Origin of the sequence: Blautia sp. 1001283B150304_161114_C9, from assembly GCF_015668165.1 — a bacterium.
Classification (GTDB): Bacteria; Bacillota; Clostridia; order Lachnospirales; family Lachnospiraceae; genus Blautia_A; species Blautia_A wexlerae.
Genome location: NZ_JADPGO010000016.1, coordinates 24423 through 37064, shown reverse-complemented (window position 1 = coordinate 37064; position 12642 = coordinate 24423). Strand labels below are relative to the sequence as shown.

Below are 12642 nucleotides of genomic sequence, written 5' to 3'. Positions count from 1 at the left end.
ATACATGGACTATTTTAATGCATTCTGGACAGGCGGACTGATCTGTGCCCTGGTACAGATTCTTCTGGACAGGACAAAACTTATGCCCGGACGGATCATGGTACTTCTGGTATGTACAGGCTCTGTTTTAAGCGCTGTCGGAATCTATCAGCCATTTGCAGAATTTGCCGGAGCAGGCGCTTCTGTTCCTCTGCTTGGTTTTGGCAATATCCTGTGGAAAGGAATGAAAGAATCCATTGACAAAAACGGACTGATCGGACTCTTTATGGGAGGCTTTACCGCCTGCGCGGTGGGAGTCTCCGCAGCTTTGATCTTCTCTTATCTTGCAAGCCTGATCTTCAAGCCCAAAATGAAAGGATAACATACCATGAGTGATACTCTCTATTTACAGTTAGATCAGAATATCCAGATAAACCATCCACACATTTATCTTCAGGACATTGCAAAACTTTCCTGCAGCAACAGTAAAATCCTGAACCGGCTCCGGGTGATGCCGGTTATAAATCTTGACCCGAATAAACCAGGACGTTATGTAATGTCTGTCATGGATCTGATCTCCGAAATCAAAAAAAAAGAACCGGACCTTGAAATCAATAATATTGGAGAAGCCGACTTTATCATCACTTTTAAAAACAAACCCGGTTCCGGACTTGTCTGGCAGTGGTGCAAGATTATTTTCGTCGGTCTTGCCGCCTTTTTCGGTGCAGGTTTCTCTATCATGACATTTAATAACGATGTAGATGTCGGTGGTCTCTTCTCGCAGATCTATACCCAGGTCACAGGACAGACTTCCGGTCATTTTACTGTTCTTGAAATCACTTATTCCATAGGAATCGGACTTGGGGTACTTTTCTTCTTCAATCATTTCGGTCATATGAAAATAACAGATGATCCAACACCTATGCAGATACAGATGCGTCTGTACGAGGAAAATGTTAATAAAACTCTTATCAAAGACATTGACCGTACTTCCGAAAAGTGATATACTTCGATAGCCGAGTGTTCGAAACCTTCCACTCGTAAAACAAATACTAAAGGAGATAATCAAATATGAAAAACAAAGGTACTCAGTTTCTGACAGAAGCAGCAGTGATCGGAGCCATTTATGTGGTTCTGACTCTTTTATTCGCACCACTCAGCTATGGCGAAATTCAGATTCGCTTTTCGGAAGCACTGACCATCCTGCCATTCTTTACACCGGCTGCGATTCCGGGGTTATTTGTGGGATGTATCATTGCCAATCTCTTTGGCGGTGCCATTCCTGTAGACATTATTTTCGGAAGCATCGCAACACTGATCGGAGCAGTATTTACTTACAGACTCCGCAGCTGCAACCGTTTTCTTGCGCCGATCCCGCCGATTGTTTCCAATGCAGTCATCGTGCCATTCGTACTTCACTTCGGATACGGAGTAAATCTTCCGATTCCGCTTATGATGCTTACCGTAGGTATCGGAGAAGTAGTTTCCTGTGGTGTAGTAGGACTGATTCTTCAGACAGCCCTTCTGAAATACAAAAATGTGATCTTCAGATCACAGAGAACTGTATAACTTACGATATATAACAATAAAGATATTATAGCAAAAAGAGTGTGCAATATTATAGTAATCCGCACACTCTTTTTGTTACTGTTCACTCCGTTCACAGTAACCTCTTTTTTATTTACCTCTTCAGAGAATACTCCACCTTCTACAAGCGGTGAGTTAATTACTCCCATCTGCTTATACCTGCTTTTTAAGTTCCTTCAGAATCCGCTTTTCCATCCTGGACACTTGGACCTGGGAAATTCCCATCTCTGCCGCAATCTCCGTCTGCGTCATATCCTTAAAATATCTCATACCGATCAGCTGACGTTCTCTTGCATCCAGTTTTTTCAGGATTTCATCCAGAAAAATCCTGTTCAGTGCTGCATCCTGTCCATTTTCTTTTTCCTGGAGCCTGTCCATAAGCGAAATATCATTTCCATCTCCCTGATAGATAATTTTGTGCAAAGATTCCACTTCAGCTCCTGATTCCATCGACATCACCACTTCATCTACTGAAAGTTCTGTCGCTTTCGCAACTTCCTCCAGTATCGGTTCACGTCCCAGTTCTTTTTCCAGTGCTTCTCTCGCAGAATAAATTCTGGCACAGTTCTCTTTCAGGTTTCTGCTCACCTTAAGCATCCCGTCATCCCTCAGATAGCGTCTGATTTCACCTATGATCATGGGAACAGCATAAGTTGAAAACTTCACATCGTACGAAATATCAAAACGATCTATGGCTTTCAGTAGCCCAATGCTTCCTATCTGCACGATATCTTCCATTTCCACACTGCGCCCGGCAAATCTTTTCGCCATGCTGTACACAAGTCCTGCGTTTTCTTTAAATACAGTATCTCTTGCTTCTTTATCCCCCTGTTGTGACTTCATGATCAGAGCAAGAGTATGGTCCATTCCTACCTCCCGATCGTCTTTTTCATATGGACAACTGTTCCATATCCCACCTGTGATTCTACTGTTACCTCATCCATAAACGCTTCCATAAATGTAAATCCCATCCCGGAACGATCCTTCTCCGGCTTTGTTGTAAAAAGAGGCTCCATAGCTTTTGCAACGTCTCTGATCCCCACTCCCTTATCGATCACATCAACCCATAATTTCTGTCCTTCCCTTCTGCAGAAAATCTCTATTTTCTGCACCTGGCCTTCATAAGCATGAATAATACAGTTTGTCACAGCCTCTGACACAGCAGTTTTCAGATCTGCCACTTCCTCCAGAGTAGGATTCAGCTGTGTGCAGAAAGCTGCCGCCGCAACTCTTGCCAGCCCCTCATTCTCAGGTCTGCTATCAAAAATAATTTTCATTTCATTGGTATTTTCCATAATAGTTTTCTTCCCCCTCTCTTTAGACTTCCCCACAGATTTCGACAAATTTATATACCCCTGACAGATGCAGCAGCTTTTCAATATAGGAATTTACTCCTGTAGCCTGTATACAGTCACCGCGCATCCCCATCATCCGGTATCTCCCCATGATCAGCCCTATCCCTGAACTGTCCATAAACGCTGTTCCTGAAAAATCAAATGTGATCGTTCGTATATATTTTTTCCGTATAATATCATCTGAATCTCTGCGTATCTCGTCTGTCACCATATGATCTACCTCTTTCGGTAAATGAATGATCAGGGAATTTCCCTGTATTTCAAATCTGTTCTCCATCATATCCCTCCTCACTTTTTGTCAGGCGAATGTTCGCAATCCACTTTGCAGTGTAGCTCTACACCAAATAACTGTTTATTGCTTTTCGCAGCCTCCTACTTGATTCGGTAAAAAAAGAGACACATGACTTCCATGCATCTCTTTTGTATCTTTACATCTTCTTATAATACTTCATGTCTTCTGCCACATCAAAATGAAAACCCGGTATCAGTATCCGGAATCGTCATAATCACCGGTGTCGTAACTTCCATCATCCGCCGAATCACCATCAGAATTATCGTAAGAACCATCATCATATTCCCCACTGTCATAGGAACCATCGTCATAACTTCCATCTTCCGCTGAATCTGAAGAAGCATCTCCCTCTGCGCTGTCAGCACTGCCGGTTCCGTCTGTGACTTTCGCATCTGTAGTTCCTTCGATCCCGGTCGTACCTGTAGTGTTACAGATCGTATTGTAAATCCCTTTCAGATCCGCAGGCAGCAAATCCGCATAAACATTCTGTATCTTCAATGCCGCTTCATCTGTATTCTGTTGCTGCAATGCTGAGTACGCCTCGATCAGAGCCTCATAACTGCTGCTTTTTTTCTTCTCTTCCTCTATCTGTTTGGAGGCCGCCTCAACTGTGTCTCCAGATTCCTGAGCCTGACTCTGTGCCTTGGTCAGCTCAGCTCCCTGACTGGACACTGCATCACTGTATTTCATAATCTGCTGATTCGCTTCCCTGTAGATTCCCTGACGTATGGCAGGAACAGCCAGAAGATAAAACGCCAGCAATCCTGCACAAAATCCGGCAACCAGTGTAAAAAACAGCGGAATCCTTCCTTTTTCTTTATACTGAGGAATCTGGATTGCCATATCATTCTCACTGCTGTCCACAGCTTTCCTGTTTCTTTTATTCTGACGTTCCAGACGTGTGGATACTCCTGTCTGTTCGTCAATCTCTCTCAAAAAACGAAGGGTTGTTGTATTTGTTTTATCAATCCGCGCGGCTTTCCTTAACGTCTTTCTTGCCTTGTTATATTCCCCCTCTTTCATCTGCACAAGTGCCAGAAGATGGTAACCTTTGATCAGTTTTGGATTCTGTATGAGAATCTTCTTCAGCCTGATCGCAGCCATATCCTCATGACCTTCCCTGCACAGGTTTAAGGCATCATTATACTTTCTGATCGTTTCATTGATCGCCTCAAGCTTATTGGAGTTCGCCTGCAGCTTGTTAATATATTCTGATGCCAGATTTCTGGATGGCTGAAGATTCTTACTGATCACCCATTCACTGAGTGCGGCAACCACCTCCCCTGTCTCAAAATATACCAGTCCAAGAAGATTTCTCGCCTGAATATTATGCTTATTATAAATAAGACTCTGCTTCAGACAGTCAATCGCCCCTGAAAGATCGCGGACACTGGCTTTCTCAAGCCCCCGGTTGTAATACTGTCTGGAAAGGTAATCTACCTTTTTCTGGATCAGCACATTACATCCACATTTCGGGCAGTAATCCAGATCTTTGTCCACCAGAAATGCGCCACAATTCATACAATTCATGTGTATCTCCTTATTTTACCCGTCTGCCACTCTTGGCTTCGCGGAGAACTTCTTGAAGAATATCCAGGATATCCGTCAGTTCTCTCTCATAAATCGCACCCTCCGCATCTGCCACATCCAGACAAGGTTCAAATTTCTTCAGTTCCTCTTCATAATCTATCATTTCTTATTTCTCCTGATCACATCTTTAATCTCACCGACAAGATACAGGGAACCCACGCAGAAGAGCATTCCGTCATCCCCCTTTACTTCCAGTGCTCTACCAAAGGCTTTCTCAACATCCTCCACTACTTCCACAGAAGAAGCACCTGCTTCTGTAAAAAGCTTTGCAAATCTCTCAGCAGGAACCTGGCGATATCCGCCAACAGAGGTTACTACCACTTGACGGAACGTGATCCTGCTGCAGATCGTATGTATCATATCTGTATAATCTTTGTCATCTACTGCTGAAAAAAGCAAAGTCAGCGGACATTCTTTCTGAAAATGTTCTGCTGTCTCTACAAATTTCTCTACCCCGTCCTCATTGTGAGCACCGTCCACGATCACGCCCGGAAGCACTGTTTCCATTCTTCCCTGCCAGCGTGTTCCGGCAATTCCCACATGGATCTGATCCATAGATACAGAAATCACATTCTGCAGAACCTCAATCGTCTTTAATGCAAGTGCACTGTTCATCACCTGATACTTTGCAATAAACGGAATGGAGAAAACCATATCCTTATAATACTCATTCCGAAATGCAAAATCAATTCCCGCCGAAGTATTTCTGAGCACTTCTGTATCTGATCTCTTCACTTCATAAGCAGGGCTTCCCAGTTCTTCTGCTCTGGCACGGATCACTTCTGCTGCATCCGGGTCGTTTCCGTCATAGATTACCGGTACCCCCGGCACAATGATCCCGGCCTTTTCTCCTGCGATTTTGGCAACTGTATCTCCCAGATACTGCATATGATCCAGACTGATCGATGTGATCACACAGGCAACAGGATTCTCCACAGCAGTAGTCGCATCCATTCTTCCGCCCAGTCCTGTTTCCAGAGTCACATAATCAACACCTGCCTCTGCAAAGATCACCATTCCCATCAGAAAAAGCATCTCAAAATAAGTCGGATGATAGCTGCCTTCTGCAACCAGTTCATCCGCAAGTACCTTTACTTTCTCAAAGGCCTTCAGGAAAGTATCATTATCAATATTCACCTCATTGATCTGGAAGCGTTCATTGATCTCCACCAGATGAGGAGAAGTAAATAATCCGCAGGAATATCCCGCCTCTCTCAGAACAGAGGTCAGAAACGCACATGTACTTCCCTTTCCATTAGTTCCTGCCACATGGATCACCTTAAACTTATCCTGAGGATTACCAAGTCTTCTCAGACATTCCTTTGTGTGATCCAGACTGTTCTTCTTTGTAAATTTCGGAGTTTCATCAATATAAGCAACTGCTTCTTCGTAATTCATAAAAAAATTCCACCACTTATCTATAATGTATTTAGTTACTCTAACATTATATAATAGTGGTGGAAGATGTCCAGTACCAATCGTAATATTTTATCCGACAAAATTATGGATTAATTTTCATTCGCACCGGCACTTTCTGTTAATTTCCATTTATTATTTGAATAAAGTGCATAGCAGGACCGGTCATAGCTCTTGCTCAGCGGTTTTCGCGTCGAACTGTTGCTTCGTTGGATCACCGCAAGCCTGTCGAAATCATTCAGCTCCGTACCTGTGATCATCAACGTAGTCGGATTGATATAGACCGTATCATACCATTCTCCGTTCAGCTTGATTTCACTGGACGGCGTAAATTCCGTTCCCTTAATGTAATATGTATGATCTGCCTCAGAGATACATTGAATGGAATCCAGAGTCACATCATAGATTCCCATACGCATTCTGGTACGCAGATAAGGACTTTCGCCGCTTTCCCCGTAGGAATATCTCTTTCCATAAAGGAGGTCATACTGCAGGGTTTCCAGATCCACCTGATAATTTCTGGTATTTCTTCTTGCCTGATGATAGCGGAAAACAGTTCCCTCATGGATTCCCACACGATCCATAACCTCTGCCGCCATCTGGTATGCTGCAAGATTTTCATTCTTTTTCTTAAGTCCGAAGTTATCCCACATCACATACTCTGTCTGGAACAGATACTTGTTCTTCAGGTCCTCCACAGTCAGTCCCATAGTCGGAAGGTGATCACCGTACATAACAAGGACCACATCCTCAGGATAATCTGCCAGCTTATCTGTCAGCTCTTTTACAAAATTATCCATCTCATGGATCTCATTTACGTAATATTCCCATTTATTATTCTCTTCCTCAGTCGGTGCACCGGAAACTGTGATCTCAGGATCCTCCAGGATTTGCTCATCCGGATACGCACCATGTCCCTGTACGGAAATAGTATATACATAATCCGGTCCCTCAGTAGAATCCAGACATTTCAGGATTTCATCTGTCAGGACCTCATCCTTTACCCAGCCATTTGGATTCTTCTCGTTCTCTCTTGCCATGTACTCTTCAGAAGTAAAAGTATCAAATCCGAGATTCGGGAAAATAGATCTTCTTCCATAGAAGTTTGCCTCATTATTGTGAACCGCATGGGTGGTATAGCCCAGATTCTTCAGTACGTAAGGTGCACTCTCACAGGTAGTCTCTCTCAGAATACTCTTATAAGGATATTCCCCGGGTCCAAAATAATGCATACTCATTCCTGTAATGGATTCAAATTCCGTATTGGCAGTACCTGCACCGACAGACGGAACCTTATAATATCCTGAAGAATATTCCTTCATCAGCTTACGGAAGGTCGGAATCGGGTCTTCTGAAATATCCAGGTAATTAACCAGCGTAGGATCAAAGAATGATTCTAACTGCAAAAACAGAATATTCGGCCGCTTTTCTTCCTGTGTTTCCGGAAGATTCTTTTCCGTCTTCTCAATTCTTTTGATTTCTTTCTCAGAATAATCTCTCGGACAGCTGATTCCCGTATTAAAAATCGTAGTTGCCAGACAGTAAGGATATCCATAATCCTCATATGCAAAAGCAATATTTCCAAAGTAATTGGAAAGTACCCTCTTCTCCAGTGCCAGCTGTGTACATCCTGCAAAAAGAGCAACTGCCAGCAGGATCAGAGGAATATTATAGCGGTATTTAATCTTGTTCTGATACTTCGGTCCTTTAATAAGCAGGATCAACAGTAAGATAACAAGAATCCCAAACAGGATGCAGACTGCCACAACACCTGCAGCAGGCAGGTATTTATTGGCAATCTTTAATGCATCTGTGATCAGATGCAAATCCGGTCCTGTAAACGGTGTAACACGGTTGAGCAGGAGAACACCATTGATAATGGCCAGTATCAGCCAAAACAATGTCACAAGGATTCTCCAGAACACTCTCCTGTGAAACAGATAAACAATTAGTGACGAGGTAAAAATGAATGCCGCATTATATGCAAAAACCAGAGGTCTCTGTGTCATATAATTCCAGGCTTCTATAAACGAGTGACGGCAGATTGCCTCCATAACAAAATATCCCGCTGCGCTGGCAAGTACATGGAGTAAAAGGGAGATTTTGTTACAAATCTTATACAATTTCATCTAAACACTCCCTTATTTCTTAAGCTGCTCTAACTGCCCTTTAACCTTATCCATCATTTCTTTATATTTCGCAAGTTTGTCTTTCTCAGCATCCACCTTGGCAGCAGGTGCCTTGTTTACGAAGTTCGGATTATTCAGCATACCTTCACATCTTGCGATCTCTTTTGTGAGACGTTCTGTTTCTTTTGTAAGACGTTCAATCTCTTTATCTTTGTCAATCAGGTCTTCCAACGGCATATATACAACCGCATTGGAAACAACTACTGAAACTGCATCCTCACTGATTCCGTTCTTGTCTGTCTGTACCAGAATCTCTTTTGCAAATGCAAGATTTACAAAGGATTTCTTGCTGTTCTCATACATTGCTGCTGTTTCAGCATCCTTTGCCACAATATGCAGGCTTGTCTTGCGGTTATTCGGAACATTCATCTCTGTTCTGGTATTACGGATACCTCTTACAACCTCTTTGAAGCCCTCGATTGCTTTCTCAGCATCCGGGAAGTTTCTTTCTTCTCTGTATACAGGCCATTCGGAGATCATAATAGACTCTTCTTCAGGAAGAAGTGTGCAGTAGATTTCCTCTGTGATAAACGGCATATACGGATGAAGAAGCTTCAGGCCTTCTGTCAGCGCTGTTCTTAATGTCCAGAGTGCATCATTTGCTGCCTTCGGATCTTCCTCTGCCTTCCACAGACGAACCTTAGCCATCTCAATATACCAGTCGCAGAGTTCATCCCACAGGAAGTCATAAACCTTCTGTACTGCAATACCAAGTTCATATTTTTCCATGTTCTCTGTAGCTTCGCGGATCACTGTATTTAAGTGAGACAGAATCCATTTATCCTCTGCACAGAGATCATTTAAGTTCTCCGGCTCTGTCACTGTCTTGCCTTCCAGGTTCATCATGATGAAACGGGAAGCATTCCAGATCTTGTTTGCGAAGTTACGGCTTGCTTCTACCTTTTCCCAGTAGAAACGCATATCATTTCCAGGTGCATTACCTGTCATCAGAGTAAGACGAAGAGCATCTGCGCCGTATTTATCAATAACTTCCAGAGGATCGATACCGTTTCCAAGAGACTTACTCATCTTACGTCCCTGGGAGTCACGTACCAGACCATGGATCAGTACATGATGGAACGGAACCTGATCAGTCTGCTCCAGAGCAGAGAATACCATACGGATAACCCAGAAGAAGATAATGTCATATCCTGTAACAAGTACATCTGTCGGATAGAAATATTCCAGTTCCGGTGTTTTCTCCGGCCAGCCAAGTGTGGAGAATGGCCATAATGCAGAACTGAACCAAGTATCCAGTGTATCCTCATCCTGATGAAGATGTGTACATCCGCATTTCGGGCATTTCTCAGGCATTTCTCTTGCAACAACTACTTCACCACACTCATCACAGTAATAAGCCGGAATTCTGTGTCCCCACCATAACTGTCTGGAAATACACCAGTCGCGGATATTCTCAAGCCAGTGAAGATACGTCTTGTCAAAACGGGACGGAACGAATTTCAGATCTCCGTCATCCAGAGCTTTGATCGCAGCCTTTGCCATCTCGTCCATCTTTACAAACCACTGTGGCTTGATCATAGGCTCTACCGTTGTGCCGCAGCGGTCATGAGTTCCAACGCTGTGGTTGTGAGGAACTACTTTTACCAGAAGTCCAAGTTCTTCCAGATCTGCTACCATTGCCTTACGTGCTTCGTAACGGTCCATACCAGCGTATTTTCCACCAAGCTCGTTGATGGTCGCATCGTCATTCATAATGTTGATCTCTTCCAAATTGTGACGGCGTCCAACCTCAAAGTCGTTAGGATCATGGGCAGGTGTGATCTTTACACATCCTGTTCCGAATTCTTTGTCTACATATTCATCGGCGATCACCGGAATCTCCCTGTCTGTGAGAGGAAGCTTCAGCATCTTGCCGATGAGATCCTTGTAGCGCTCATCTTCCGGATTTACGGCAACAGCAGTATCACCCAGCAGGGTTTCCGGACGTGTAGTTGCAATCTCTACGAAACGTCCCTCTTCCCCTACGATCGGGTAATTAATGTGCCAGAAAAATCCGTCCTGATCCTCATGCTCAACCTCTGCATCAGAGATGGAAGTCTGGCATACAGGACACCAGTTGATGATTCTGGAACCTTTGTATATATAGCCTTTTTCATATAATTTGATAAATACTTCCTGTACTGCTTTGGAACATCCCTCATCCATTGTGAAACGTTCTCTCTCCCAGTCTGCGGAAGCACCCAGTTTCTTTAACTGATTGATGATCTTTCCGCCGTACTCCTCTTTCCATGCCCACGCATGTTTTAAGAATTCCTCACGGCCGATATCGTGTTTGTCGATACCTTCTTTTTTCAGCTTGTCGATAACCTTAACCTCTGTAGCGATAGCTGCATGGTCAGTTCCCGGCTGCCATAATGCTTCATAGCCCTGCATTCTCTTGAAACGGATCAGGATATCCTGCATAGTTTCATCCAGCGCATGTCCCATGTGAAGCTGACCGGTTACGTTTGGCGGCGGCATAACAATGGTAAACGGTTTCTTGTCCGGATTTACTTTTGCATGGAAATATCCATTGTCCATCCATTTTGTGTAAAGACGCTCTTCGATTCCCTTAGGATCGTAGGTTTTTGCAAGTTCTTTGCTCATAATGTCCTCCTGATATTCTATCTCTGTAATAAAAGTATCTGCGGATCACTCCGCTGTAAAGCAGCCCACGGCTCTATCATTATTAAATAAGCCTGTTCGATTAAAAAAGCCCTCTGCACGCATTATACGTGCAAAGGGCGACATAGATCGCGGTACCACCTTAGTTTATATCTCTCATTCCCTTAACGCGGGATACGTGAAAGCCTACCATGCGCGTATATGAATCTCAGTATTATCATACCACTCACTTCAGCCTCCCGGCTCCAAAGCTACCTTCAGCGTTTCTGTTCCCGGGAAACCTTCCAGCTTATAAGCTTCCCTCTCTGTGGGGCATTACCGCCTACTCCTCTTTTTCACAGCCTTTTTCTGGATTCTACTATAATGAAAAAAGGCTCTTTTGTCAAGAATGTTTGCGGGGATTTCACAAATATTATCTGTACCAATTCCACGGAAGTACATGATTGACAAAGTTTCCTGCGCCCATTTCAGTCCTTGCTTTGCTGCTTTTCCTCTCACACAATCTGATTACTTCACTTAGAAGCTTCCAATCACATCGGCATTTAATCTCTTAATAATTTCCACAGCCAGCTTCACACCGTTTTCGTAATCTGCGTAGGCAGAAATTCCGTAGTGGGTGTGTGCATAACGAACCGGAACACCGATAACGATGGTGGGAACGCCCTTGCCTGACAGGTGAATGTTGGCGCCGTTGGTGCTTCCGCCGGAGCGAACCGCATCCTGTACCGGAATGCCAAGTTCCCCGGCAAGCGCCAGTGCATAGCGCTGATACCGCGGATTGGTGATCATGCGGGCATCCACGTGGCGAAGCATCGGTCCTTTTTTGATGGCCGTCTGAACCATGTAGGCTTCCACACAGGTATCGTCTGCAGGACAACCCTCAAACACAATGGCGATGTCCGGATTCACGGTACGACAGGTTACTTGAGAACCGCGGGTGCCGACCTCTTCCTGAGAACAGCATGCACCGACCACATCCACAGCCAGCTCTTCTCCCTGCAGCTCACGCAGAGTGCTGACAATGGAGGCACAGCCGAGACGGCAGTCGAAGCTTTTTCCCACCATCAAATCATGCTTTTCATCGTAGGTAAAGGTTACATCCGGCACAACCGGCTCGCCAATACGGACATGGAACTCATTTTCCGCTTCTTCCTTAGACACTGCGCCCACATCTACCGTAATGTTTTCGAATACCAGCGGAGCCTTGCGCTCTGCCTCCGTCATATAGTGAGGAGGCTTGCTGGCAACGATGCCGGGAATGTACTCGCCCAGCGCATTTCTTACCCATACCTTATGGGCAGGTACATTGCTGGTCACCCAGCCGCCCAGGGGGATAATGCGGAGGTTTCCGTCAGGACGGATTGCCTGTACCATGAAAGCAACCTCATCACTGTGTCCGTCCAGCTGTACCACCGGACGGTTTCCTTTGTTTTCTTTGCGGTAAATATACAAATTGCGAAGACTGTCTTCTCTGAGTTCTCCCAGTCCTTCTGCATGCCTGCGGATCTGCGCCACCACATCATCCTCAAATCCCGGTGCGCCGTTGGCATTGGAAATATCCGCAATCAATTCCAGATTCTGTCTCTTATCCATTTTCATCGAGCCTCTC

Annotated in this window: 12 protein-coding genes and 1 other annotated feature; of the genes, 3 read left to right on the top strand and 9 right to left on the bottom strand. The window is 44.4% G+C overall.

Going from position 1 to position 12642, the window contains the following annotated elements; all coding sequences use genetic code 11:
- Positions 1 to 4: 4 nt before the first annotated feature.
- The 3 genes from I4V44_RS09755 to I4V44_RS09745 all read left to right on the top strand — a co-directional run bounded on the left by I4V44_RS09755 (position 5) and on the right by I4V44_RS09745 (position 1548).
- Entirely contained in the window at positions 5 to 361 is a 357-nt protein-coding gene (locus I4V44_RS09755) for a SpoVA/SpoVAEb family sporulation membrane protein (protein WP_008707235.1), read from the top strand.
- A gap of 6 nt (positions 362 to 367) precedes the next feature.
- On the top strand, positions 368 to 982 hold the full coding sequence (locus I4V44_RS09750) for a stage V sporulation protein AA (RefSeq protein WP_055052571.1): 615 nt from the start codon (positions 368 to 370) through the stop codon (positions 980 to 982).
- A gap of 68 nt (positions 983 to 1050) precedes the next feature.
- Positions 1051 to 1548: a QueT transporter family protein gene (locus I4V44_RS09745; protein ID WP_008707233.1), complete on the top strand. Its 498-nt coding sequence runs from the start codon at positions 1051 to 1053 to the stop codon at positions 1546 to 1548.
- Positions 1549 to 1719: 171 nt separating this feature from the next.
- Here I4V44_RS09745 and I4V44_RS09740 read toward each other — a convergent pair whose 3' ends face one another.
- The 9 genes from I4V44_RS09740 to I4V44_RS09700 all read right to left on the bottom strand — a co-directional run bounded on the left by I4V44_RS09740 (position 1720) and on the right by I4V44_RS09700 (position 12626).
- Positions 1720 to 2433 carry a SigF/SigG family RNA polymerase sporulation sigma factor gene (locus tag I4V44_RS09740; RefSeq protein WP_008707232.1) on the bottom strand — a complete coding sequence of 238 codons (714 nt, stop codon included), beginning with the start codon at positions 2431 to 2433 and terminating at the stop codon, positions 1720 to 1722.
- 2 nt (positions 2434 to 2435) lie between these two features.
- Positions 2436 to 2861, bottom strand: a complete 426-nt coding sequence (gene spoIIAB, locus I4V44_RS09735; protein ID WP_020994121.1) for an anti-sigma F factor — start codon at positions 2859 to 2861, stop codon at positions 2436 to 2438.
- 22 nt (positions 2862 to 2883) lie between these two features.
- Entirely contained in the window at positions 2884 to 3201 is a 318-nt protein-coding gene (locus tag I4V44_RS09730) for an STAS domain-containing protein (protein ID WP_306441450.1), read from the bottom strand.
- A 204-nt stretch (positions 3202 to 3405) separates the two neighbouring features.
- A complete protein-coding gene (locus I4V44_RS09725) occupies positions 3406 to 4743 on the bottom strand; it encodes a tetratricopeptide repeat protein (protein ID WP_055150455.1) in 1338 nt (445 codons plus the stop codon).
- Positions 4744 to 4753: 10 nt separating this feature from the next.
- On the bottom strand, positions 4754 to 4906 hold the full coding sequence (locus I4V44_RS09720) for a hypothetical protein (protein ID WP_008707227.1): 153 nt from the start codon (positions 4904 to 4906) through the stop codon (positions 4754 to 4756).
- Entirely contained in the window at positions 4903 to 6201 is a 1299-nt protein-coding gene (locus I4V44_RS09715) for a bifunctional folylpolyglutamate synthase/dihydrofolate synthase (RefSeq protein ID WP_008707224.1), read from the bottom strand. The genes I4V44_RS09720 and I4V44_RS09715 overlap by 4 nt, the downstream gene beginning before the upstream one ends.
- Positions 6202 to 6311: 110 nt before the next feature.
- The gene (locus I4V44_RS09710; RefSeq protein WP_196002668.1) at positions 6312 to 8348 is read right to left on the bottom strand and encodes an LTA synthase family protein; all 2037 of its coding nucleotides are present in this window, start codon (positions 8346 to 8348) and stop codon (positions 6312 to 6314) included.
- 12 nt (positions 8349 to 8360) lie between these two features.
- Positions 8361 to 11015: a valine--tRNA ligase gene (locus tag I4V44_RS09705; RefSeq protein WP_025579947.1), complete on the bottom strand. Its 2655-nt coding sequence runs from the start codon at positions 11013 to 11015 to the stop codon at positions 8361 to 8363.
- 130 nt (positions 11016 to 11145) lie between these two features.
- Positions 11146 to 11381: a binding site (T-box leader), on the bottom strand.
- Positions 11382 to 11549: 168 nt separating this feature from the next.
- The gene (locus I4V44_RS09700) at positions 11550 to 12626 is read right to left on the bottom strand and encodes a M42 family metallopeptidase (RefSeq protein WP_118569129.1); all 1077 of its coding nucleotides are present in this window, start codon (positions 12624 to 12626) and stop codon (positions 11550 to 11552) included.
- Positions 12627 to 12642 lie beyond the last annotated feature (16 nt).